The 26456-nt window shown below is 44.5% G+C and carries 17 protein-coding genes; 6 read left to right on the top strand and 11 right to left on the bottom strand.

Annotated elements, in window-relative coordinates; all coding sequences use genetic code 11:
- Nucleotides 1-22 precede the first annotated feature (22 nt).
- The gene (locus CC97_RS08360; RefSeq protein ID WP_197021841.1) at nucleotides 23-523 is read right to left on the bottom strand and encodes a DUF6431 domain-containing protein; all 501 of its coding nucleotides are present in this window, start codon (nucleotides 521-523) and stop codon (nucleotides 23-25) included.
- Nucleotides 524-992: 469 nt separating this feature from the next.
- On the opposite strand from CC97_RS08360, the gene CC97_RS08355 reads away from it, so the two are divergent.
- The 6 genes from CC97_RS08355 to CC97_RS08330 all read left to right on the top strand — a co-directional run bounded on the left by CC97_RS08355 (nucleotide 993) and on the right by CC97_RS08330 (nucleotide 8283).
- Nucleotides 993-1256 carry an IS5 family transposase gene (locus tag CC97_RS08355; RefSeq protein WP_044974586.1) on the top strand — a complete coding sequence of 88 codons (264 nt, stop codon included), beginning with the start codon at nucleotides 993-995 and terminating at the stop codon, nucleotides 1254-1256.
- Nucleotides 1257-1490: 234 nt separating this feature from the next.
- Complete coding sequence (locus tag CC97_RS08350) at nucleotides 1491-1826, top strand: hypothetical protein (RefSeq protein WP_044974585.1); 336 nt, start codon at nucleotides 1491-1493, stop codon at nucleotides 1824-1826.
- Between the two features lie 393 nt (nucleotides 1827-2219).
- Nucleotides 2220-5450, top strand: a complete 3231-nt coding sequence (locus CC97_RS08345; RefSeq protein ID WP_044974584.1) for a glycoside hydrolase family 9 protein — start codon at nucleotides 2220-2222, stop codon at nucleotides 5448-5450.
- A 62-nt stretch (nucleotides 5451-5512) separates the two neighbouring features.
- Nucleotides 5513-6493, top strand: coding sequence for a radical SAM protein (locus tag CC97_RS08340; RefSeq protein ID WP_044974583.1), 981 nt, complete (start codon nucleotides 5513-5515; stop codon nucleotides 6491-6493).
- A 153-nt stretch (nucleotides 6494-6646) separates the two neighbouring features.
- Nucleotides 6647-7906, top strand: a complete 1260-nt coding sequence (locus CC97_RS08335) for a DUF2207 domain-containing protein (RefSeq protein WP_044974582.1) — start codon at nucleotides 6647-6649, stop codon at nucleotides 7904-7906.
- A 32-nt stretch (nucleotides 7907-7938) separates the two neighbouring features.
- Complete coding sequence (locus CC97_RS08330; protein WP_156036835.1) at nucleotides 7939-8283, top strand: hypothetical protein; 345 nt, start codon at nucleotides 7939-7941, stop codon at nucleotides 8281-8283.
- Nucleotides 8284-8457: 174 nt separating this feature from the next.
- Here the strand turns inward: CC97_RS08330 and CC97_RS08325 are convergent, their stop codons facing one another.
- The 10 genes from CC97_RS08325 to CC97_RS08275 all read right to left on the bottom strand — a co-directional run bounded on the left by CC97_RS08325 (nucleotide 8458) and on the right by CC97_RS08275 (nucleotide 26422).
- Complete coding sequence (locus CC97_RS08325; RefSeq protein ID WP_044974580.1) at nucleotides 8458-10794, bottom strand: hypothetical protein; 2337 nt, start codon at nucleotides 10792-10794, stop codon at nucleotides 8458-8460.
- Nucleotides 10795-10796: 2 nt separating this feature from the next.
- On the bottom strand, nucleotides 10797-12554 hold the full coding sequence (locus CC97_RS08320) for an HSP90 family protein (protein ID WP_044974579.1): 1758 nt from the start codon (nucleotides 12552-12554) through the stop codon (nucleotides 10797-10799).
- 96 nt (nucleotides 12555-12650) lie between these two features.
- The gene (locus tag CC97_RS18780) at nucleotides 12651-13742 is read right to left on the bottom strand and encodes an SH3 domain-containing protein (RefSeq protein ID WP_049962785.1); all 1092 of its coding nucleotides are present in this window, start codon (nucleotides 13740-13742) and stop codon (nucleotides 12651-12653) included.
- Nucleotides 13743-13862: 120 nt separating this feature from the next.
- Entirely contained in the window at nucleotides 13863-16187 is a 2325-nt protein-coding gene (locus CC97_RS18775; protein WP_049962784.1) for a GGDEF domain-containing protein, read from the bottom strand.
- Nucleotides 16188-16204: 17 nt separating this feature from the next.
- A complete protein-coding gene (locus tag CC97_RS08300; RefSeq protein ID WP_044974578.1) occupies nucleotides 16205-17320 on the bottom strand; it encodes a class I SAM-dependent RNA methyltransferase in 1116 nt (371 codons plus the stop codon).
- Nucleotides 17321-17655: 335 nt separating this feature from the next.
- Nucleotides 17656-20073 carry a transglycosylase domain-containing protein gene (locus CC97_RS08295; RefSeq protein ID WP_044974577.1) on the bottom strand — a complete coding sequence of 806 codons (2418 nt, stop codon included), beginning with the start codon at nucleotides 20071-20073 and terminating at the stop codon, nucleotides 17656-17658.
- 120 nt (nucleotides 20074-20193) lie between these two features.
- The gene (locus CC97_RS08290) at nucleotides 20194-22551 is read right to left on the bottom strand and encodes a transglycosylase domain-containing protein (RefSeq protein WP_044974576.1); all 2358 of its coding nucleotides are present in this window, start codon (nucleotides 22549-22551) and stop codon (nucleotides 20194-20196) included.
- Nucleotides 22552-22725: 174 nt separating this feature from the next.
- Nucleotides 22726-24996, bottom strand: coding sequence for a transglycosylase domain-containing protein (locus CC97_RS08285; protein ID WP_044974575.1), 2271 nt, complete (start codon nucleotides 24994-24996; stop codon nucleotides 22726-22728).
- A gap of 77 nt (nucleotides 24997-25073) precedes the next feature.
- A complete protein-coding gene (locus CC97_RS08280) occupies nucleotides 25074-25565 on the bottom strand; it encodes a VanZ family protein (RefSeq protein ID WP_049962783.1) in 492 nt (163 codons plus the stop codon).
- A gap of 65 nt (nucleotides 25566-25630) precedes the next feature.
- Nucleotides 25631-26422 (bottom strand): hypothetical protein, encoded by a 792-nt coding sequence (locus CC97_RS08275; RefSeq protein WP_044974574.1) that lies wholly within the window; start codon nucleotides 26420-26422, stop codon nucleotides 25631-25633.
- Nucleotides 26423-26456: the final 34 nt, after the last annotated feature.

The following is a 26456-nucleotide window of genomic DNA, read 5'->3' as shown; positions in this document are numbered from 1 at the left end:
GATATCTCTATCATAGTACAGGTCAGACTGAAATGACAGGCGAACTAATGAACTTCCATTCATTGGAATTTACGACTATTCTGACAAAATAGGTGAGCGTGTCAAATGTTGATTCAAAACTGCTTCTGACGACCAGTGCAGGATGCTCAATTTTAAGTCTTCTGACAGTCGCAGAACCAAAATTCAGGAACTTTCTTACCCAGTTTCGGATGCGTATTATCGTGCTGTCATCAACATCATAGTTGTCAAGACCATCATATATTTCAGCTATTATTTCAGTACTGAGATGTTTGTAAGGAGCAACGTAATCCGGAAGCTCGCGGTGATAACGGTCGCATTCCGGGCAGTAGAAAACTCTGAGAGACAGAGTGATTCGCTCTTCGCCGGATACGCGCAGATACCGTCTGCACCTTCCGTGTGACTTCATTGGTTTGCCGCAAATTGGACAAACAGGTGAATTTGTTCCTGTAATTTCGACGATTCCGTCCTTGACTTTTTCACGAAAAAATGATATACTTTTCATTGTTGAGGGACGATAGCTGTGTCATAATTGCGAGTTATGACGATCAAAACAGCTATCGTTTATTCCTTTCTAAAGGTTAATACAATTATTATATCATTTTTATAGATAAAAACACAGACGGCATCATCCCGAAATTCGAATCGGAACGATGCCGTTTTCTATTATTTGTTACCGCGTGCCCGAAGGATGGGTTTATCGCGTTGGTTTTCCCGTGAGCATTCCGTGTCTGGGCCGCAGTTGCAGGACTGACTTTCCAGAATCTTGTACATTTCCCTTGACAGAACTGTTGCCTGCGTGACAAGATACAGTGCCTATTGGACGACATTATGGGTGGTCGGTAACAGAATGCCGTCCCTATTTACTATTTTTATTTTAGGGAAACGCTGATTTAATCGACGTTAGAGTCAACAATTTATCAGATATATGATATAATATAGTTAATAAAATATATTATGCGAGGTATTTTGATATGAACGGACAGTTAAGTTTCAGTGATATGGAATATTCCCTTAGAAAGCGTCAGGGAAAAAAAGAAGCGTTTCTTAATAGAATGGAAGAGATAATTCCATGGGATTCATGGATTCAGATAATCGCTCCTTACTATCCGTCAGGTAATCATGGCAGACCTGTAAAAGGTATCGAGACCATGCTTAGAATGTATCTTCTTCAGGATTGGTTCAATCTATCAGATGAAGGTGTCGAAGATGCTATTTATGATAGCTATGCATCTTGACCGCAGCAGAAAACGTGATGAAGAACTGAAATATGATTTTATGCCGTCGCTGCGAACACGGTCAACATGAATTTGCCCGTAGGCGTGTCGGTGTCGATGTTTTTCTTTCTGATGTAAAAATATTTTTCTTTCTGTCGCTGAAAGATTGACTTTTTCGGGGTGGTGATGTATAATTACTGATAAGGGTAGGCTCTCGTCTTGCTCATGTAAATTGGAATTTTTGGAGGAATCATAATGCCCTCAAAAAGTATTTTTGTTGGAAGCTGGTCATATTTAATGCCTAATATGAATTCTGACTCGGATGGACATATTGTTCTGATTAAGAGGCTATCATTCGGACCTTGTGAAGTATATGAATGGGGCATAGATAACAACAGCTTACCGTATGAAGAATATCAATGGTGTGAAGATGAGTATTTTAAGGATGAAAGTTATTTTAAGCACATAACAAAAAAGAAATTAACAAAACAAATTGAGAGTGTAATCCATGTATTTACAGAGAACGAATTACCTGAATGGGCAAACATCTATTATAAAATACTTGATTGGTTAAATACTGATTTATCATAAAACAGCCGAAGGAGCGATAAGTCAGATAAAGAATAAGAACTATACGGAAAAACTGAAAGCATTCAGCGGAGAGCTATTACTTGTTGGGATCAATTACGATAAGGAAAACAGGAAGCACGAATGCCGGATAGAAAAGATCATAAAATGATTTGCAATATATGAAAAACAAGACATGAAGAGCGATCTTCATGTTTTGTTTTTTAAAATAGTACGCCGCAGGCGTACCGAAGCTGTTTTTCACAAAAACTATTTACATTCTATCTGCGGTGTGGTACAATATTGACAATGAGGTTGTATGCTGTACAAATGTTTATGTACAGCATACAGTGGTTTAAGAGCAGATACTGTGATGTCTGCTGTTTTGGTTCTTATATTTATAAAGGAGATGGTAAAATGAAGAGAAATTTCAGAAGAGGTCTTGCGGCGGTATGCGCGCTTGCTATGCTTGCGCCGTCAGTGGCGTTTCCGGCTGAAACCAGAGTTAATGCAGCTTATCAGCTTTTAGGTGAAACAACTTTTGACCACAAGATCCTGCCGTGGATGCCTGTTGAATCAAGCCCGGCAAAACAGCAGTTTGAAATCACGAAAGATGGCGAGCTGCATATACGTATACTGAGTGCTGTCGGTGCTGACAGGGAAAAGTGGGATCTGGAGATTCGTCACAGAAATCTCAGCTTTCAGGCAGGACATACCTATGAACTTGAAGTAAAAGTCAAGGCAAAGCGTGAGGGAATGCAGCTCTGCTCACAGATAAGCAATATAACAGGAAGCGAATACTACTGCGTCCTTGATGAGACAGAGTTCCATAACGGTCCTCACAGTGGAAACGGTAAATGGGGAAGGGCGGCAAGACTTTCTACTGAGTGGACTACATACAAGGGAACTTTCACTCCGACCGATGATCTTGAAGGTGTTCAGTGGGAATTCCAGTACGCAAGAGGAAATATGTATGAAGGCAATGCCGTGGACGGCGATGAACTCTGGTTTGACAGTATATCACTGACGGACGTAACTGAAGGTGTTCTTGCTCCGGACGGCGAACCTGACTACGGCTATGTAAACCGTAAGAACAGCGGACTGAAAAACAACTACATCTCAGTAAATCAGGTCGGTTATCTCTGCAACAGCAGAAAGGTTGCAGTTCTTGGCGATGACAGGTTTGACATGCTGGACGGTATCGACGGCGGTGAAAAAATAGAGCTGAAAGAAGCTGCAGAGTTTGAACTGATCGATGCTGTTTCAGCCAAAACCGTATTTAAGGGTAAATCAACTGAGCCTGTAAAGGATGAAGATTCCGGTGACACAGTCTGCAAACTCGATTTTTCAGACTTTAAAACACCGGGCAGATACTACCTGAAGTCCGGTGATTACATATCATTTGAATTTAATATCGGCGATGATATCTACGAAGAAAAAGGTCATGATCTTGTTACCAATGCTATGAACTATTTCTATCAGAACCGATCCGGTATCGACATAGAAGAAAAATATATCACTTCAGGTGACAAGACACAGCTTGCTCACAGAGGAACTCATAAGAGCGAGAAAGGAAGAGTTCAGAAAGTCTGGAAAGACAGGTACTTATCGCAGGATGAAGCTGCAACACAGTATAAATCATCTGCCATCGATTCTTCAGGCGGCTGGTATGAGGCAGGCGGCGAAAATGCCAAAAACGTTGTAAGCGGTGCCATGGCTGTATGGACACTTCAGAATATGTATGAAAGAGCGATCGCTGCTTCACCGGACGTAAATATGTTCCGTGACGGTTCAGGCAAGGTAGTTGTTCCTGAAACAGGAAACAAGGTTCCTGATGTCCTCGACGAAACAGCTTATGAGCTTGACTGGATGTCAAAACTGAAGGTTGCTGAAGATGAACCGACCTGGGGTGAGAATGCTGCAGGTCTTTACTATCACAAGGTAAATGACCATGTACCGGCAGGCATTGCAGTTAAACCATGGAATTATGTTTATGAGGACGAGGTTCTTGCATGGGAACCGGTACGTATAGTATCTCCTCCGACATTTGCTGCAACTCTTGGCTATGCTGCGTGTGCTGCTCAGGCTGCAAGACTCTGGGCTCCGTATGACAGCGAAAAGGCTGAAAAATATCTTGATTCAGCTATCGACGCTTATGATGCTTATCAGAAGAATTACTATATAGCAGATACAAAAGAGAAGATCCATCCTGACTACGGCTATTCAGTTCCTGCTGAAGAACTGAATGAAGAATCACTCTATGCACCGATGCGGGGTACCGAGACTAATAACTACGGTGACGATAATGTACAGGACGACGCTTACCTTGCAGCATGCGAGATCTTTATCTCGGCAAGCAGGATGAAATCAGATGCAGCTGAAAAGTACCTTAAGGAACTCGAAAAATACGATGATGCATATAATGTTGGTACAAGGCTCAGAGGCGGTGATAATAATTTCGGAGGACGGAATTTCTTAGGCAAAGGATCATTTACTTCATTCAACTGGGGAAATACTGCAGCAGCAGGTACACTTTCACTGGCACTGAATAAAGATCTGCTTAAGGAGAATAAGGCAAAGAAGGTAGAAAGCCAGATACTTGCCGCTGCCGATGAGTATATCGCAGAAGAAGAAAAACAGGGATACGGTATTCCGTATCTTGCCGACACAGTTTATGAAAATCCATATTCGATTTACAGTGATGAAGATCCGGGATATGAACTTTTTTCAAACAGATGTGTTCTGAACAACGCTGTTATCATGGCATATGCAAGTGACTTAAGCGGTGATCAGAAGTATAAGGACGGCGTGACATCTGCTATGGACTACCTCCTTGGCACGAATCCGCTTTCATTCTCATATATCTCCGGTTACGGCTCATACTCGATGGATGCTCCGTATCACAGATACTGGGCTGAAAGCGTTGATCGCAGTTTCCCGAAAGTACCTGACGGTGTTGCATCATCCGGTCCGAGCGGTCTTATGATGGATGAGTACATGAAGGCACTGGGATTTGTTGCAATGAAGCAGGGAAATATAAGACAGCGCTGCTATGCTGATGCGTCGGCGTGGTCAGTAAACAGCGTATCGCTTGAAACAAATGCATCACTTGCGTGGGTAGCTGCTTTCCTTCAGAATCCGGAAACGACAGTTTCATCTGATCCTTCACCGAAGCCGACTGAAAAGGTTTCACCAAAGCCTACAGCATCACCGGAACCAACTGAAAAGGTTTCACCGAAGCCTACAGCATCACCGAAGCCGACTGAAAAGACTTCACCAAAGCCTACAGCGTCACCGGAACCGACTGAAAAGGTTTCACCAAAGCCGACAGCGTCACCGACAGAGAAGGCTTCACCGCTTACATCTCCTACAGCGCTGCCGACTTCAGATCCGGGAGTTAGCGAAACATCTGATAAATACCTGGATGATCCGTATATTCCGGGCGACGTTGACTGCAGCGGCAAGGTAGATCTTACTGACCTTACCACGCTTGCTATTTCACTTGTTGATAACGAACCGCTTTTCAATATGATGGAAAAGAATGCCGATGTAACAGGTGACGGAAAAGTCGATCTTGCTGACCTTGCAACGCTCAGACAGTATCTTTCAAAGAAGATAACAGAGTTCCCGGCAAAACAGAGTAAATAAAAACCGGTACAGAGAAAACCGGATCCGTTCCGGATTTCTCTGTACTTTTATTTTGGAGTAGTATGGAGAAAAAGAAAAAACATGTTCTGCAGTGGCATATACTTCACAGGTGCAACCTTCACTGTACGCACTGCTATCAGGACGAAAACGCTGCGGAACTTAAGTTTTCCGAACTGGAAAAGCTTTTTATCCAGTACATGGACTTCTGTGAGGAATACGGATTCCGCGGACATATAAACATTACCGGAGGCGAACCGCTGCTTTCGGATGATCTGTTTCCGCTTATGACGCTGTGTGAAAGCAGGGGAATTACATTTGGTCTGCTCACAAACGGAACGCTTCTGGATGAGAAAACTGCCGGATGCCTTTCGGAATTTAAAAACCTGTCATTTGTACAGGTAAGCATTGACGGAACGCGTGAGACCCACGACAGTATACGCGGCAGAGGAAACTTTGACAGAGCGATGACAGGGCTTAAGAACCTCAGAAAAGAAGGCATACAGACTATGGCGTCATTTACCTGTCATAAGAGAAATTACAGGGAACTCGGGGATGTCATAAAGCTTATGCGGAAAAACCGTGTTGACCGTTTCTGGACCGACCGCCTTATACCCTTCGGCTCGAACACTGAGGATATTCTGAGCAATGAGGAGTTTAAGGAAATGCTTCGTGTTCTTACGAAGGAACATTTCAGAAAAACTCCCTTTCACCGCACTGATGTGCATCTGAACAGGGCGATGCAGTTTCTTGAAGGCGGAGACTGCTACTACCGTTGTGCAGCAGGCACGACACTTCTCACGCTTCTGGCTGACGGGACGCTGCTTCCGTGCAGGAGACTGCCTGTGCCGGTCGGAAACTGCCTTGAAAAAGATATGACCACACTTTACCGTGAGAGTGAACTTATCGCGGAGCTTAACAGAGATGAGATCCCGGAAGACTGCTTTAAATGTCCGAAGGCGCATCTGTGCCGTGGAGGCGCAAAGTGCCTTACCTATGCTGTCACGGGTAATATGCACGGAAAGGATATCAACTGTTACTTATAATAAAACGCTGATTTATTCATAAAACAGCGGGGGGCTCCGGGGCAAAGCCCCGCAGATCCCGCTTTCGGAAATCCGGCTTTGCCGGATTTCCGATTTAATCAGTGGTTCCTTAGTGTTTTCACTAATAATGGATTTTTGGAGGTATAGGAAAAGATGAAAAAAAGAAAGACCGTATTCAAAAGCATGGCGGCACTTATCGCACTGATAATGACTGTGATACTGATGTGTCCGGTGATCACGGTGTATGCCGATGACAAGGAATACAGTGTGGACGCAGCAGATTTTGATATAAAATTCGGCGAAGACGGTACAGCACTTGTAGAGGAACACTGGACTGTTACCTATAAGAAAGGTAATTTCACCAGATTCTATAAGGATGTATACAATGCGTCGAATCAGCTTGAATATATCAGTCAGTTGAAGATAGTCAGTGCATCCATAAACGGAACAGACTGTGAGCGTTCCGAGACGCTTGACAGGGTGGATAATCACTATTATGTCGAAGCTCAGAATGACAGGTTTTCATTACAGTGGTTCAAGGCTGCGCATAACGAAACGGTTGAATACGACATTGTCTACGGAATACCGAATGCGCTCAAACTCAATGAAAACAACAGAGCTGAATTCTGCTACCGCCTTATAGGAAAGAATTTTCCGAAAACGGTAGGTACGGTGACAGCTATAGTAAATCTTCCTTATGATGATGACACTGCAAACTGCAGCATTTCTCAGGGTGAATCGGACGTAACTACAAATACGCTTTACTTCAACGCTTCCGATGTGAGCGGCATATACAAGCTTCGGCTTGATATTTCACCGGAAGGTTTTAAAAATCTTACAAGAGTTGCCGATGTAAATGTTCCGGAACACATTCAGCGTGCAGTTGACGGAGGAGAGGACGATGAAATTTCGTTCGGTTATATAGTGCTCGGATTTATCATGATGGCATTCTTTCCGGTAATTATGGTTTATATTTATTTAATTGTTCCGATGAAGAAAAGGAAGAAGGTACGCAGAATGCTTGAGGAAGATCCTGACTGTTTCAAAAAATCAGCAGATAAGATCGAATCGGCAGGCATGCCTTTTGTCTGGTATACACTTTATCCGTTTAAAAAAGTATTTCTTTCACAGGATCATGTGCTTGTATTTTACGCGGAGCTCTTTGATCTGTGCGCAAGAGGATATTTCACTGCAGTTCCGGAGGGCTTAAGAGTAAACAACGGCGCCGGCAGTATATGTACAGATGAAGTGCAGAACGCCATGAACGGTGATTTCATGAAACTGCTCAGCGAACACTTTACCATGAGTGAAGATCAGTACGGTCCGGTATTTTACTATAGGACAATGAAAGAAGAGTTTAATGACACTGTAGTTAAGGAAATTGAGGAATGGAGAAAAAAAATACAGCAGTGAGATCAGTAAAAGTCCGCTTTTTAAGGAGCTTAATGACAGAAAAAACCGTCGATGAGCTGAAGAAGGAATTTGAGTTCTGGGAAAAGAACGCGAAGTACATTGATACAAAGGTAAGCGCACTTGACTGCTTTACGCTTCTTGAACGTACCGGACGCGTGGATGCTTATACGCTTCTTTTACTGTTAAACACAACACGTGAAAAACTAAGTTCATCAGGCCGCGACGATGATGACCTGTATAATTTCATATTCGTTTCAGATTCCACATGGCATGATGTATACAGATCAAGTTCCAGCAGCGGAAGCAGCTGTTCGAGCTGCTCAAGCTGTTCGAGCTGTTCAAGCTGTTCAAGCTGCGGAGGCGGCGGCGCTGACTGATAAAATAACGGGGATGAAAAAACCTCATTAAAGCAGAGCAGCATATCCTGATCCACGTATTTACGTGATCAGGATATGCTGACTTTTTTGTATTCAGTTTTTTTATCTTTCCGGTAAGCCGCATAAAGCTGCCGCGGAGAGTGATCATTACCTGGAAAACAGATGATCACCGGATCACGGAAGAAGTCTGTAAGTGTCGTCCGGCGTGTAGATCGATCCGTTGTATCCGAAACGCCAGAAAATGATATCGTCTATGCTCAGCGTTACTATACTGTCATATTCGTATTCAGGTGAAAGATCGGATTCGATAAGCACTCTTCCGGTAACAGTGAAGCTGTCTTCGTCATACGACATGCCGAGGATGCAGATCTCGTCAGTGACCTCATCGTCTTCATCAAGATCTTCGATTTCGCTGACTGCCGGACGTACAGTCAGGGCAATCTCAAGGGTACTTCCTTCAAGGCGGGAAAGCGCATCAAAGGCGTACGGCAGATTTCGCTTCGAAAGAACGGCTTCGATACGCAGTGACTTCAGCGAATCACGGAAATCGATCCTGTAACGGGCAGCTTCCGGCACCTCGTTGATAAGGTATCCGCGTTTCATGTCGACATCGTCAGCACTCAGATAAAGCAGCGGTACGGCAAGATCGTTGTCGGAACGGGTGAAATTATCCGGATAGGCTTTGTCCATAGGAAGCCATGAAAACTGCACTTCTGACTCCTCGTTGTACACGACTCCGAAGCCGGTGGTGCATCCTTCATCACGAAGTTCCGTGAAACCGCAGATCAGGTCTGCTATCTGGCGGAGCACACATGCGCTGAAATCCACGTCTTCATCATCTATTCCGACGGCGGTGAGGTCGCGGCATGCCTGCTGCGCAAGACCGGTGGTCATTATATCGTATTTTGATTCGTCATATATCGACGGATAAAGATGTACACTGTAAAGATACTTGTCGAAGAGAGGAAGTCTTCCTTCAGCGTGAAAATGTACCCACTTTGACGAAAGCAGCGTTCCGTTTGTTACACACATTATAGCCGGTGAGTGTTCGGTGTTAAGAACATCCGCAAACTGAAGGAGTGCTGTCATTTCAGGATTTTCAGTTCCCTTGTGGAAGAGTGTCGATATTACTATGGTAGTGCAGCAGTGCTCCGCAAGATCCTTTACATCCTCATTCGTAATGTCAGGATGAACAGCCTGGTAATCATCAAGATCCTCCGGATCGCAGATGTTCAGGCGGCATATAAATCCTGTTTCAATATAGCTGTTGTAACCGCATATGATAACCGATCCCTTGTCTGAAGCGGAGATGTCATTGAACTCGATGTCAGGAACTGTTCTGAGAAGAGCAATGATCTGTTCGTTCGAAGGAACACTGTCCTCGTCTGTGAACGGTACCGCTACCGAGAACGGCAGACGTTCGATTATACCGTGCTCAGGAAGAGAGAGTTCTTTTGTCGGTTCAGACGGATATTCGTAGTTGAGAATATCAGAGTAGTAGGTGTTTCTGAAGCTTTTGTCAAATTTTCCTGCTATATCGGAAGCGATGCCGCGGAAGTAGTCGAACATAATATCAGGGTCGTACTGATTTTCATCATTGTAGAGTTCGAATGTTCTCGGAAGCTTCATGCTTATGAGTTCGTTTTCGTCACGGTTAAGGTTTTCAAAGAAAATGGCAGCGCCGTTGGCAAATGAAAATTTCATTCCCGGATTTTTGCTTCTTAAAAACACATCAAGGTATTTACAGAAAAGGCTGTAGGCGGAGTTAGGCGCTGTATATGATTTGAGGAGCAGTATGTTACCGGCTTCGGCAAGGAAGTTCGTGTCCACTCCCATCAGCGGCAGAAGCAGATCAGCGTAGTAGTCGGCTTCATCGAGGTCGCCTATGCGTGTGAAGTGTTCGACGCATTTTCCGTATGTCTTGTGCGGAACCTCGGAACATGAAATGTTCTGTTCCATAAGAGAGGCGAGCATGCGGACAGCTTTCTCTTCTGATCCGGTAAGCAGTTCAGCCTGTATTTCGGTGTCGAGTTCGCAGGCCATGCAGTCACTAAGTTCGTCTGAAGGACATTTGCGGTACTGCTTCAGGTGCTCAGAAATCTTCGACGGATCGTGTATCATGTAGTATTTGATACGCAGCATGTGATATGTTCTCATGGAATATCCGAATGCATGGAGGAGTTCTTCGTATTTTGCAAAGTACTCTTCCGATTTCTGATATGTTACCTGATAGTACGAAAACATTTCCTCAATGAACCACTTGAACGCAGTCAGAAATGAAAGCGGACTGTGCTTTTCAGTATTGGCTGAGAACATGGCCATGTATTCCGGAAACATGATCATTGCACCGAAGCTGTCACTGTTGAAAACTGATTCCTGGATGTAGCGGTATCTCAGATCAAGAGCTTCGGCGATATTTCTCCGGTGATCGGCTGTGAGAATGCATTTTTTCAGATACCGGAGACGTTCATCGCCTTCGGATAGATTTTCAAAGTGTGAAAAGTCGAACATTTTTACAGTCCCCATTCGATTAGTTTTATCAGGTTTTCGTTCATCATAAACAGATCTGTGGCATCTACAGGGAAGCCGCCGGCGATAAGTGCCTGTATGTAAATAATGTTTGCACATACTTCGATCTTGTCCGGATCATCAGTGTCAGCAAGCTTCATTATCAGCGGGTTTTCCGCGTTGAGATAAAGCACTGCGGACGAATCGGCTGTAAGTTCCTCGCTGAAAGCGTCAAGCATTTCATCGAACATGCCGTCAGATTTCTTTTTCGAATTTTCAATGTCGCGTTTGAGCTGACCGTCGGTGTTGAGTGTGTACAGTGAAGTCAGCTGTGCCGGGATGATGCTCTTTATACGTACACTGCAGTCGTATTTCTCAAGCGCAATGGATGCGATGTCGCACAGGTAGTCGTAATCACCGGCATCCGGCGGTTCCTCAAGAAATGTGTCAAGGAGTGTTTCACTTACTGCTTCGGTATGAGCGATGCCAAGTTCGTCAAGCATGGTGATGAGTTCGCGGATGTATATCTGGCTTGCGTTTACAAGCAGCTCATCCTTCTCGCAGAAAACAGGCTTGAGCTGCCTGAAAGTATCAGCATCGGTTGTATAGAAGATCGTGTAGTCGTAGTGCATGAGAGTCTTGCCGCTTCTTATTCCGAAACTGCTCTCGAAGTTGAAATACGGCATGAAGATCCTGAAAAGCCGTTCGTTTTCAGCTGCAACTGATTTGAGTGCATTGCCGTGTATAGAAACTATCTTCGCGAGCAGGGCTGGATTTCTTATGGAGATCCTTTCAAGATAACTTGAAATGCAGTGTTCAATTTCTGCTTCAGCTTCAAGAAGAAGTTCGTTTCGGTAGAAGTTTTCACGGGCAGCATTTGCACTGAGTCTGTCGGTGTTGAAGAAGCACTGGATGAAGAAAGCCCAGTTAGGAAGTATCTGTGATCCGTCCTCGGTCAGAAGTATGCTCTTCAGGTAGATGCGGTGGCTTCTTACCGATGCCGCCGACACCGTGAAAGGAAGAATGTATGCTACACCGCTGAAAAGACCTTTTTCTGATTCGAGCGGAATATAGTCGATAAAGTCAAAATCCGTTCCGAATATCTGTCTGCCCATGGTGAGAACATTTTCACGTTCATTTGCACTGATCTTGTTGAAAAGCGGGTTTGCCCGTGCTGAAAAAGTTCCTGATGTAACGTATATCGGAAACGACATAGGCAGTGCATAGTAGCGTACCGCACTGAGTATTTCTGTAAAAGTAAAATAAGGTGCGTATTTTTCAGATGCGGAAATGACGATCTCAGTTCCGACAGGCATGTCTGATTCGATCTCCTCAACGGTGTATTTTCCCGAAGTGCTGCCGTGCCATTCGAACACCTTGTCAGGTTCGTTGTACGAACGGGTTCTGAGTATTATTTCTGAAGTGACCATAAAGCAGGAAAGCATGCCGATACCGAATTTACCGATGAATGATATGTTCTCCCTGTTGTTACGCTTGAGTGACTGACCGATCACCGAGATGAATTTGTGTATTTCTTCTTCTGTAAGACCGCTTCCGTTATCCCTGAAAGTGAGTGATCTGTTTTCCTCGATCGTAATGTCGATACGCGGTTCCTCATCCATTCCGTGTGCTTTTCGGAGCATGACGGCATCTGCTGAATTCTGGAGCAGTTCTCTCAGGAATACTTTCGGCGTGCTGTAAAGATGGTTCGAAAGGAGATCCATCATGCCGCCGAGATTAACAGTAAAATTGTATTCTTTCATAATGCATTTTCCTCGATGCTTTCCGGTGTTACAAAAAAGGCATATAACATCTTAAAAAAGCATGTTATATGCCGGTTTCTGCTTTAAAGGAAGTTATTATTCGTAGTCTTCGTCGTATTCATCATCAGATTCGTCATCTTCGTCCTCTGATTCGTCATTTTCATCTTCGTCATCTTCATCTTCGCTTTCTTCCGGTTCTGATGATGAATTGTCGATGTTTCTGATTTCGTCGTTCTTAACTACGTATTCTTTTGAAACAAAGCCTTCCTTGTCTCCTGATTTTACTTTGTACCATTCGTTACCGTCGGAATCAGTAACTGTATCAATGATCTCGAGCTGAGCACCGTTTGTGAGTTCGTCGATGGAGTCAGCGTCATAGGAAGGTTCTGCACGCATGTTCAGAACGTCATCCTGATCGATACCTGTTACAGTTCCCATTACCTTTGGAACGTTGAGTGAAATGTCCGTGAGGATAACCTCGATAGGTGCTCTGTCAATCGCTTCGTTGTCAAACTTGAAGTCTGCGCTTATTTTGCATACACCATTGTCAAAATTTGTGTGTGCATAGTAGAATGCATCCTTTTCATTGAGTTCAGGAGCATTTTCCTTAAGACTTAAAACGATCTTGAGCTCTTCGAATGTCATGTCAGCAGAAGCCACCGGAGAGATCTGTCCGTTTCCGGAAACGATGACCTTTGAAATAGGAGCGTCATCAGTAAGCTGGCTTTCAAGTGTTGAAACAGTTACAGGGAAGTCCATGAATTCAGCTGCCACTGTATCGGAAATCTTGATGCTGTATCTGTCACCGAGGAGCTTCGTTACGTCGGAGAAGGACATGCCGAGAAAATCGACTGCGTTGTAATGCACTTCTGAAAAATCTGCCGGAGCAGTTTCAGCCGGTTCTGAAACTTCGTCGGTAAGTGAAGCTTCGGAAGGTTTTTTGGCTTCTGACATGGTGTTGTCTTTGAAATGCATCCAGATAAGTGTAAGCGCATAGCAGAATGCAGCTATGGAAAGTATGAGTGCGCATACGTTCGGCATAACTGAAGGCTTGTCGACCTGTATGAGTTTTTCTTCTTCCGGATCAAGCCTTACAAGGTCGATGTATTCATATGGTTCACCGCATTTAGGACATATTTCTGCTTTTTTCGGAACTTTTGCTCCGCAGTTTCTGCATAATTTTTTCATTATCTCTATCACCTTTATGTAATAATATGTGATCAGTATCTTAAACTCTGATTTGTCAAGCAGGAAAACCTGTAATATTCATTATATAATACTTTAAGGTTGATTGTCAAGACAGGATTTTCACTGATTCTTTGGTTCTTTGAGTACTGATTTCCTTTTGGTCTTTTTCTGCTGGTAAAGAATTTCGTCGGCTTTTTCAAGAATGTCGCTCAGAACAATGTCGTCGCCGCAGATGAACGGATAAATTCCTACGCTCATGTTTACGTAGTACGGTTTTTCACAAAACTCATTGAAGCTGTCCATAGTCTTGTTTATACGGGTGAGGATATTGTTCATGTTGTCCGTACCGCCGAGAAGAGCCAGTGCTGCGAATTCATCGCCGCCGATCCTTCCGACGATATCAGTTGTTCGGAATGAATGGGAAAGGATGTTTGCGATGCTTTTGAGTGCATAGTCTCCGTCATCGTGGCCGAACTGATCATTTACCGACTTAAGCCCGTCCATATCCGCAAATACGACAATTGCGTTTTTGCCCTTGTTTATCGGATTGTGGATAACTGCTTCGGCATTGTCAAAATATCCTCTTCTGTTAAAAATACCAGTCAGTTCATCGTATTTTGAGATCTTTTCTAAATTACGGCTGTTTTCCTTTTCAGTCGCAAGAAGAGAATGAAGATTTCTCAGAATGCTGTTGTACTTGAGTGCAGTGCCTATCTGAATGCCGATCTTGTTGATGTACTGGTAAAGAGCAGGCCTTGCAGAGCAGATAAGAATTCCGTATATTTCCTCATTTGAAAACAGCGGGGTTATTATCATCGGCAGACCGTCGCTGTTGTCGATATGTTTGTCACTCAGAAGATCAGTAGGTGATATCCTGTTGTTTTCACTGAAGTAATGTATAACATCACCGTGCTGTGAATAGATAAGCGAGATCGTTTCAGGATGACTGAACTTTGTTCCTTCCTTGTGTTCGGCAGGTGCGTCAAAAAGATACATGTAGCTTTGGTCAATGCCCAGTGCACTGAGTCGGGTCATTATAGGACGCAGCGACTGCTTGCTTGCTTCGCCTGTGATGATAACGTCGTTGACGATGCAGTTGATTATCGTGTCGCTGTTTACGGTATAGTTGAGCTCACGGCGGCGCGATGTATGATTGAAGGTCGCGATCTCACGGTATATCTGTGAAAAGACAAGCCCTATTTCGTAATCGCATGAGTATTCAGTGGTAAGTCTGTACTGAACGATGTCAATTATGTTATAGATCTCGTCAGTCGGCATAATTGAAAGAATACCGGTAGCAATGATCTCCTGCACGGCATTCTGCACGGCCTTGCGGTAGTGCTTTGCCTTCATGAATGAACCGTAGTCAAATACTATTTCGAAGAAATTCTCGAATACCTGTACGATCCTGTCATACTTTTCTCCGGGAAAATATTTTTTGATCTTGAGTTTTGATGAATCCCTGAAGAGATAATTCATGTAATCCTTCGGGGTGAATTCCGCAAGCTGAGATTTGCTGAGTTTGGTGTCAGCGAAAATATAGCTTAAATTCTCGTAGGAAGTGTTCTTGCATCCGCATGAGTTGCGCACAATAAGATTTGTAGGAATAACTGTATGCTTAGGTTCCTTTGCTGTGAGAAGCTCAGGTATCATAGAAACAGCTTTGTATCCCATGCTGTAGTTGTCTGCGTTTACGGTTGTGAGCAGAGGATAAAGCTCAACTGCAGTTTTTGAATTGTCAAAGCCGACAACTGAAATGTTTTTGCCTACCTTGAATTTGCCGCTTTTTTCTAATACGCGGTATCCGCCCTTTGCCATTTCGTCGTTGGCAAAACAGATAGCGTCGATCTGTTCATTGTCATTGAGAAGCTCAGTTACAACGTTGTCACTGTTCTCAGAAAAATCACCGTATACAATAAGATTCTTGTCAATTGCAAGACCGTTTTCAAGCATCGTTTCAACATATACGTTACGGCGTTCCTCGGCATCTGAATTGAGCCTTGAACCGCTGACAAATCCGATGTTGCGGCAGTTGTGCCGGTGTATAAGGTGGTTCAGGGCCTTTTTAAGACCTGTTTTGTTGTCGAGCCTGATGGAATGATAGTTTTCATATTCCGCTGCGACGGTCATAACAGGTATGCCCGGAAAGTTTTCAATAAACTTCAGAGTCTCTTCATCGGAGAGCGTGTTTCCGATTATTCCGGCCATTATTATAAGAAAATCAAGATTTATCTTACGGCCGAGTTCATATATTGTATTGTACTGGTAATAGTAAGGAGACTTCAGTGGGTCGTTGTAGTCGCCGTTGAGATGCATTCCAGGAAAAATTAAAAGGTTGGCACCGAGCTCCTTCGCAGCTGACGATGCTCCGCTGCATAAGGAGTAGACGGAATCGTCAGCGAGATTACTAACGTAAAGTCCAATATTAAGGTTTGGATTACTCATTAAATATACTCCTGTGATTATTTAAAGTACATAAAAAGCTGACATTTGATCATTCCGTTGTAGAGTTTTCTCCTTTTATCAGCTTTTCTTCCGAAGAAGTTTTCAAAATTTTCATGCGGTGAGATTATGTAGTATGTGTTTCCCTTGTCCATGGTGAATTTTCTTCCCATTATTCTGTAGAGCTCTTCAGCTTCCTTGAGCTCAAGCATACGCTCGCCGTAAGGAGGATTGCAGATAACGATCGAATTTTCAACACTGTCGAAGTGTTTTATGTCGGCCTGATAAGCAGTGACTCTTGACGCTACCCCGGCCTTTTTAATATTGTCATTTGAAAGCATTACGCATTCTTCGTCAACGTCATAGCCGCATGCTTCAAACTTTGCATCTCTTTTTACAAGAGAGACAGCACGTTTTCTTTCTTCGCTCCAGACAGAACTGTCTGATATCTCCCATTTTTCAGCGGAAAATCTTCTGTTTATACCCGGTGCTATGTTGAGTGACTTAAAAGCTGATTCGATAAGGAAAGTACCGCTTCCGCAGAACGGGTCACACACACGGCTGTCTTCACGGACATGTGCAAGGTCTATGATTCCGGCTGCAAGTGTTTCCTTTATAGGAGCAAGGTTTGAGTTTCTGCGGTATCCGCGCTTGTGAAGGCCGGTGCCGCTTGTATCGAGATAGATGGTAACGACATCTTTCATGATACCGAACTGTATCTGGTGTACAGCTCCTGATTCGTCAAACCAGTTCACTCCGTATTTTTCCTTCAGTCTTTCGACTGCGGCTTTCTTTATGATCGACTGGCAGTCAGGAATGCTGCGCAGCTGTGAGTTCAGTGAATATCCTTTTACAGGAAAAGCCTCTGTTTTCCCGATGAATTCCTCAAAAGGTATTTTTCTTACACCCTCAAAGAGATCTTCAAATGTAAGAGCCCTGAATTCAGCAAGATGTATAAGCACACGTTCTGCTGTTGCGAGACAGATGTTCGCTCTTGCGATCATTGCCATGTCTCCCTCAAAGGTAACGCGTCCGTTGTCAGCAGTAACGTTCTCTGCACCGATTCTTTTTGCTTCAAATGAAAGTACGCTTTCAAGTCCGAAGTGACATGGGCACGAGATCGTATATTTATTCAAAAAAACACATCCTTAATTGTATATGAAAATTCATTTTCTGTCTGTATGTATACAAATCTATTATATCATAAAACTGTTCGTTTGTTAATACCAAAAATAAAAAAATAATGCACAATATTAAGAAAACACAGATTAAATCGGAAATCCGGCTTTGCCGGATTTCCAGAGGTGGGCTTTGCGGGACTTCGCCCCGGAGCCCCGCACTGATTTATAAATAAATCAGCGTTACCTTAAGATAATCAGTGATTTAACATCAGTAACTGATCTGCCGGTCTGCGGAGAATATGATGATCCTGTTAAAAAAAACGCCCCGGTATGAACCGGAGCGTGATTTATCAGTAATAGTCAACTGTATCGCATACAGGGAACGGATCGCCTGAATAGTGATCGTTTGCGTAGGTACCGAATACGTTTCTCCAGATGCCTGCAGAGTTGGCGCCTTCGATAGCCCATGAGTTTGTACCGTTGTCGTAGCCGACCCACATAGCTGAAACGTAGTCAGGAGTAAGACCGACAAACGAGATGTCACGCCAGTCTTCCGATGTACCTGTTTTTCCGACGAGCGGTGCGTTCCAGAGGGCAGCTGCAGTACCTGTACCGGCTGAGATTACCTTTGAGAGCATTCTGTTCATTATATATGCTGTCTCGTGGCTTACAGCCTGTTCGTAGGTGCGGTTTTCGTTGTCGATGATCGCATCACCTGTCATAACGTCCTCGCATCTTGAGATTATACTTGCCTTGTACCATCTGCCGTCGTTTCCGTATGGCATGTAGGCATTTGCAAGGTTGATAACGCTCGGACCGGTACGTGTGGCACCGATACAGAGCGGAGCGAAGTCCTTGTCCCATTCAGGGTCAAGATTAAGATGGAGCTTTCTTGTAGCGAAGTCGAATACCTGTTCGATAGCGATGTCGCCGTTGTTGTATACGATCTGAGCAGGAAGAGTATTGATCGACTGCTTCAGGAAGTATTCTACCGGGTAGTATCCGCCGGACGGAGCACCGTCATAGTTTCGCGGCCAGTAGTCAAATCCCGGTACAACACCGTACGGGAGATATTCATCATAGAAGCAGGTGTAAGGAGTGATGATTCCGTTTTCGATCGCATATCCGTAGGTAGTTACCGGCTTGATTGTCGAACCTGGCTGACGTCCGCCTTCGTATGCGATGTTCCATCCGAGGTTGTCTTCCGGTGTTCGTTCGCCGATCTTGCCTTCGAGTCCGAGAATGTGTCCCTTGTAGTCAAGTACCGCAATGGCTGACTGAACTTTTTCACCGGCCGTGCTGAGCGATTCAGGGAAGTAGTACCAGTCCTTGTAGGTATCATCAAGATGAGCCTGAAGCTCACGGTCTGTTGTAAGGTAAAGCTTGTAACCTCCGCCGTTGAACATTGCAAGACCTGCTTCACGTGATTCAAGGTTGTTGGTTTCCATGAGGTAGTCGCCTATTTCAGCAAGAGCTGTTTCTATCGGCCACGTAAGTACCTCAGGATTCTGGAAGCTTTCATCGCTTTCAGTAAGCTTCATGAAATCAGTATGCTTGCTTTTGAATTCAGGCATGGTCGTAAGAAGTATCTTTTCGTTCATTGCCTGTTCGTACTGGTCGGCTGAAATAACGCCCAGCTCGAACATCTTGTAAAGACATATTTCCTTACGTTCCTTGTTGGCTTCAAAGTCGGTAGTAGGATTGTATGCATTCGGGGCTTTCGGAATGGCTGCCAGTACAGCAGCTTCGGCAATGGTAAGTTCACTTGCCGGTTTTCCGAAGTATCCGATTGAGGCAGCTTCAACACCGTACATGTGATAGCTGTCGATGCTGCTGAAATAGATCTCGTTGAGATAAGCTTCAAGGATGTCGTCCTTTGTGTATGTACGTTCAAACTTCATCGCCTTGAAGATCTCACGCATCTTTCTGTCCCATGTCTGTTCGTCATCGTGTGTAACGTTCTTGATCAGCTGCTGTGTGATCGTGGATCCGCCGAATTCAGCACGGTGTACACCGATCTGATTGAGGGCAAGGTTGATGATGGCAGCACTCGTACGTTTGAAGTCGACACCTTCGTGTGCATAGAAACGTTCATCTTCGATACTTACGAAGGCGTATTTTACGTGGTCAGGAAGAGCTTTAAGATCACACGGGAGCTTTACGTCATGTGACTGCGGGGTTACACGGTAAACCAGTTCGTACTCATTTGTTTCCTGATTCATTTCATAGATGTATGAAGCGAAGCTCTGCTTGAAAGCCTGGAGCACAACGCCGTCGGTAGTGTTCATAAAGTCGAGCAGATAGAATGCAACAGCCATTCCCACGATCGTGAAGGTAAGAGCCATCATGAGGAAAAGTGTGAACAGTGCTGTTCCGATAACGCTGAAGAATTTCTTTACTGCGTAGACTGTAATGTAGAGCCTGCGTTCCTTCGGATCCTCCGGTGGTTTACCGCCGTAGAAAAGGTAAAGGTTACGTTTCTTCTGCATTTCACGTTCCGCTTCGTAATCGTCGAAGAGCTCTTCTTTTATGTCTTCGAGTCTCTCCTTCAGTTTGTCCGAAACCGGAAGGTTTTCAATGAAAGGGGACGCAGTACCATTTTCCGCCGGATGTGTACCGTCAGGCGGAACGGCTGCTGTGGTTTTGTTTTCTGTAGCTGATGCATTGTCTGGTGTGAGATCGTCAAGAATGTCGCCGGTGCTTTCAGTTTCCTGCAGTATTTTGTCTATGTAGTCTTCTGAGTTCTGGCTGCCATTTTTGTTATCCATTTGCATACTCCTTTCTAAAAAACCGATTCGGAAGTTCCCGAACCGGTTTTATCTTTATTGAAGTGAAAAGCTTTGCGTGCTGATCACCTGTTTTGCTGCTTGGATGCTTTTGTCCGTTTGTCAGTGTGCTGTACAGTAGCCGTCTTCAGGTTTGAAATAACCCATGCCGCCTACCGGACATCTTGAGGTAGCTCTCATACCTGAGTAAGCACAGTAGCTTTCGTGTGCTACAGTTTCACAGGCAGGGAAGTCGTCGCCTGAAGCATGTTCATCGGCGTAGTATCCGAATACACTCTTCCAGATACCTGCTGAATTTGCTCCTTCGATAGCCCATGAGTTTGTACCTCTGTCGTAACCGATCCAGATAGCTGAGATATAGTCAGGTGTGAGTCCGACGAATGAGATATCACGCCAGTCTTCTGATGTACCTGTCTTTCCGACAAGCGGTGTATTCCACAGCGCTGCGGCAGTACCTGTACCGTCTGTTATAACATTTTCCATGAGTCTGTTCATGATGTATGCTGTTTCTTCACTTACGGCCTGTTCATAGTCACGCTTTTCATTGTTGATTATGCAGTCACCTGTCATAACGTCAACGCACTTGCTTATTATGCTTGCCTTGTAGTATCTGCCCCTGTTTCCGAAAGGCATGTAGGCATTTGCAAGGTTGATAACACTCGGTCCGGTGTTTGTCGCACCGATACAGAGCGGAGCGTAGTCAACGTCCCATTCAGGGTCAAGGTCAAGGTGAAGTTTTCTTGTTGCAAAGTCGAATACTGCGCGGGCACGGTTGTCGCCGTCGTTGTAGACAATCTGGGCCGGCAGCGTGTTGATCGACTGCTTGAGGAAGTAGTAGACCGGATAGTAGCCGCCTGAAGGTGCACCGTCGTAGTTGTGAGGCCAGTAGTCAAATCCTGGTACGGCACCGTAAGGAAGGTACTGGTCGTAGTAGAATGACGAATAGGTCATAATGTTGTTTTCGATCGCATATCCGTATGTGGTTACCGGCTTGATAGTTGAACCCGGCTGACGTCCGCCTTCGTATGCGGCATTGAATCCGCGGTTGTCGGCAGAGGTTTTCTTTCCGAGCTTGCCTTCGAGGGCGAGAATGTGTCCCTTGTAGTCCATTACAGCGATCGCCGACTGGATCATCTGGCCTTCCGTACTGAGTGATTCAGGGAAGTAGTACCAGTCTTCATATTTCTCATCGAGATATTCCTGCATTTCGCGGTCAGTAGAAAGATAGAGTTTGTAACCGCCGCTGTTGAACATTTCGAGTCCCTGCTGACGTGATTCAAGGTTGTTCTTTTCCTTGAGGTAGTCACCGATCTCGTTGAGAGCAGTTTCAAGAGGCCATGAAAGAACGGCAGGGTTTTCAAATTCCTCGTCGCTTTCAGTGAGCTTCTTGTAGCTTTTATGTGTTTTCTGGAATTCAGGCATTGTGGTCAGGAGTATTTCCTCGTTCATTGCCTCTTCGTATTCTTCTGCGGAGATAACGCCGAGCTCAAACATTTTGTAAAGGCATATTTCCTTACGTTCCTTGTTCGCCTCGAATTCCTCGACAGGATTGTATTCGTTCGGAGCTTTCGGTATAGCGGCCAGAACAGCTGCTTCAGCAATCGTAAGTTCTGTTGCTGACTTTCCGAAATATCCTATCGATGCAGCTTCAATGCCGTACATGTGGTATCCTTCGACACCGCTGAAGTAGATCTCATTGAGGTAAGCCTCAAGGATATTGTCCTTCGTGTAGGCCTTTTCGAATTTCATCGCTCTGAAGATCTCTCGCATTTTTCTGTCCCATGTCTGCTCGTCATCGTGTGTAACGTTCTTGATGAGCTGCTGGGTGATGGTGGAACCACCGAATTCCGAACGGTGTACACCAAGCTGGCTGAGTGCGAGGTTCAGGATAGCTGCACTGGTACGTTTGAAGTCAACACCTTCATGTGCATAGAAACGTTCGTCCTCGATACATACAAAAGCAAACTTTACATGATCAGGAAGTGCGTTTATATCACACGGAAGCTTTACGTTGTGCGATTCAGGGGTGACTTTGTATATGAGTTCGTATTCTTCGGTTTCGGGATCCATTTCATAAATGTAGGACGCGAAGCTCTGCTTGAAAGCGCTGAGCACGATGGAGTCGGTCGAATCCATGAAGTTCATCAGGTAGACCGCAACGACCGTTCCTACTATAGTACCGGTAAGCACGAACATAAGGAACAGTGTGAATATCGCCGTTCCGATACCCTGAAATATCTTTTTCAGAAAATAAAGTCCGATGTACAGTTCTCTTGCTTTTCTGTCTCTCGGAGGTTTTCCGCCGTAAAACTCATACATTCGCTGTTTTCGTTTTCGCCTGCGGTCTTCCTCGTAGCCGGAATAGATATCTTTATACTGATCAGTGATCTCATCTCTGATATCACCGAGTCTTTCAAACACCTTTTCCGCAACAGACCGTTTTTTATTGTTGTTATCCATTGGTCTGCTCCTTTCAGAAGCGTATTATGGAAACGTCAGAATTTTTTTGACGTTCCCTATAATTATATCACATAAGTGTTCCTTTGTTAATATATTTCTTAGAAAACAAAATGTGATTTGTTCAAAAAGTGATAAAAAGAATGTATACGAAAAATAATTTGTAGAGTCTGACTATTATTCGCCGGATTTAACAGTGGTTACAGCGGCTTCTGCGGTAGTTTCTGCCGGCGCTGAGACTGCCGGAGACGGTGAAGCGGTAACTTTTATATGCTGTACCGGATGTGTTTTTTTGCATACATCCGGATGGTCTGCCTTGTAGTAACCCTTTCCGCCCCACGGACATCTTTTTGATGACTGTTTTCCGGTCTCGGCGCAGTAGGCAGATATTTTCACATTTTCACATTCAGGAAATGAGGCACCGGAATCAACACTGTCTGCATAGTTTCCGAAAACATTTTTCCAGATTTCGGATGATGATGCATCTTTAAGCGCCTGCGGGTTCAGTCCGTTGTCGTAGCCTATCCAGACCGATGAAACGTAGTCTTCAGTGAGTCCAACGAAGAGAATGTCGCGGTAGTTTTCCGTGGTGCCGGTTTTTCCGCATACCTCTTTGTTCTGCAGGGCTGCCTTTTTTCCTGTTCCGTTTACAACAACTTCGCGGAGCATTTTTCTGATGATAAATGCGGTTTCCTCACTTATTACACGTTCGCCCTTCCATGAGTCGTTTTCCAGATATACGCGTTCAGAAAAGGAATCTCCGATTCTTTTTACAATGTGGGCTTTGTGCCATACGCCGCCGTTTCCGAAAGGCATGTAGGCATTTGTGAGGTTTACAAGGGAAGGACCTGATCCTGTTGCACCGACACCTACCGCTGCATAGGTCATGTCTGTTTCCGGATCCAGATCCAGCCTCATTGTGTTCTTTGCGAAATCAAATACATTTTCAACGCCGAACATGCTGCAGAGCTGTGCTGAACCGGTGTTGTAGGACTCTGCAAGAAAGGTGCAGACAGGATAGGATTTTCCTGTGTACTTGTTGTTGTAGTTTGCAGGCCATTCATTCTCGTCGGCAGTTCCGGCAGGAAGAGGGGAGTCTGTGAGAAAAGTGGACCAGTTTATAAGATCATTTTCTATTCCGTAACAGTAAGCCGCAAGAGGTTTTATCGTGGAGCCCGGCTGGCGGTGTGCATCAGTGGCGTTGTTCCAGCAGAATGATGATGTTTTTTCGCCGAGTCCTCCGCATATACCCTTTATTTCGCCGAAGTAATCCATGACAACAGCTGCTGCATCTGCATTTTCCCACTGTTCATTCCCGTCTCCATCCGTGTAGCAGGCCATTTCCTCAGGAAAATAGGTAAGATCGGACATGTTTCGTTCAAGTTCTGCCTGAATGTCTTCATCAATGGTAAGATATATCTCATATCCTCCGCTCATGAATTCCTTCATGCCGTCCTCATAGCTCAGCTTTTTGTATTCACAGATAAAATCACAGAATTCCTCCAGTGCTGTATCTATCGCCCAGGAAGTGACCTCCGGGTTTTTAAAGTCCTCGCTTATCTCGGATATGTTCACTCTGACTTCGTCCCCGGGATGAACGAAGTTCATTTTTTCTTTTCTTGCAGATTCGAATTTTTCCGGTGAGATATATCCCGATTCAAACATTTTTCTCAGACAGTAAAGCTGGCGGTCGCGGTTCCGTTCATTTCCCGTGAGGGGATTCCTGAGTTCCGGGTTCTGTATCACGGCTGCAAGACACGCTGCTTCCGCTGCGGTAAGATTCTTTGCATGTTTCCCGAAATAACCTGCGGCAGCTGCTTCAATGCCGTACATATTATATCCGTTTTCAGTCTGGCCGAAATAAATTATATTGAGATACTTTTCAAGTATCTGGTCCTTGGTGTAATGAGTTTCCAGACTTACTGCACGGGAGATCTCCCGGATTTTTCTGTCAACGGAAAACTCGTTGTCCGAAGTTATGTTTTTAACAAGCTGCTGTGTAATTGTTGAACCGCCGGTCACTTCCTCTGTGGTTATGAATCCCGCAGTTCTTAACAGCTCCTTAGCCATTGCGGCGGAAGTTGTGAAAAGGTCGATGCCTTCATGACTGTAGAAACGTTCGTCCTCAATGCTGACAAATGCCATTCTGACATGCTCCGGAAGGGTGGAAATGTCTATTTCCTTTTTTGCATTTCCGGTGTACGGAGTTACCTTGTAAATAAGTTTGTCCTCTCCCGTGGCTTTGTCAGTGCAGTAGATGTATGAGGATTTTTCCTTTTCAGGTTCGGGAATATATACCTCGCTTACGTTTGCGAGTTTTTCTGAAGCTGCAAAAACAGCGGCAATGGAAAAACCGGCAGCCGTAACCAGCAGTATTAGTGTTATGCACAGAACGGTGGTTATAACTATCCATATAAATTTCGATATTTTACCTGCGGCTTTTTCCATTTTCTCACTTCCTTCTGATCTGTTTTACGCAGCCTGTTTATCCTGTTTATAATGTGCGGACAGCCGGTACGGATGAATCAGTCTGTCACACTGCCGTGTTTTTTCCTGAAAGCATTAAACGCGGCTGAAACTATGAAAATAAATAATGTTCCTGTTACCGAACCGGAAAAGTCTATCATTACATCAACCGGACTTCCGCATCTGCCGTCTGTGAAAAGCTGATGCATCTCGTCGGTCGCAGCGTAGAGAAGACAGAAGGGAAGGGTGGTGAGGAATCTGGTTTTAGTTCTGTTAAAATAAAGTGATGAGTTGAGGAATGTGATAACACCGAGCAGAGCGTATTCGGAAAAGTGTGCTGCCTTGCGTATGTAGAAATGCATGCCTTCAACGATCTCTTTCTGCTTTTCATATGTGAAAGTTTCGAAGTCCTTTACAGTGAGACACGCTATTTTGTAGGTTATTCCTTCACTGAGGTTCCCGGAGATGTCAGCATTCTGCGAAGAGAAAACGAAGATCATTACCATGCAGGCGATGAGACATATAAGTCCGGTTATTCTTTTCTTTGTCATTGGCTATCCTTTCAATACTATAAAAGCGTTAAGCCCTTTGCAGAGCTTAACGCTTCCGGTGTTCCTTAAGAATTTAAGAATCTGAATTTTCTCTTTTTAACGTCGAAATATCTGTATGCATCATCCGGGTTTGTCGCATCTGAACCTCTGAAACGAACTTCTCCGTTGATGGTGAGTACGTCACGGTCGCTTGTGTCGGATGACCATTCCGGAATGATGTTAAGCTTGTTCTTTCTTACGTTGTAAACGGTTCTCTTGTAACCTTTTTCTATGAATTTGATACTGCCGTAGTCAATGTCGTATGTGTTCGGCTCAATAACTACTCTGGTTGAACCTTCAGATGAGTCTGTTATGTCAAGTACGTAGCATCTGTAAGACTGAGAAGGTGAAGTTGAGTGGAATGTAACTACGTCGATCGTGTTTCCGGCGAAAATGGAAACGTAAAGATAATAGGCAAGTATACCTATTACATACAGAAGAAGATAGATCGTGCCGAGTATCGTTTTGATCCCTTCTCCGGCTCCGCTGCAGAAAAACAGCAGCACGGCAAGTATTCCGAGCGGTACCAGCATTATCAGATTGTCCGGACTGTAGTAAAGTACAACTATCGGAAGATAGAAAAGAAGTCCGAACAGACCGGCTATTGAAGTAAGTATCTGCTTTCTGGTATATATCATCGCTCCGCCGAATATTACTGCAAGTATTATCTCCAGAGCAACGAATGCAGGTTTGCTTACGATCTGTACGTCGTAGTAAAGTGAGGCAAATGCAAGAAAGCCCATGAGCCCTGCGTAACCGAGACTGATAAGTGACATTACCGGTTTTATCAGTGAACGGGTATTTCTATTTTCAGGCAAATAGTATTCCTCCTTAGATTGTTCTGTTGTTCTC

The sequence above is a fragment of the Ruminococcus sp. HUN007 genome (assembly GCF_000712055.1).
Classification (GTDB): Bacteria; Bacillota; Clostridia; order Oscillospirales; family Ruminococcaceae; genus HUN007.
The sequence above is the reverse complement of the archived record's forward strand: the minus strand, read 5'-3'. Positions and strand labels throughout refer to the sequence as shown.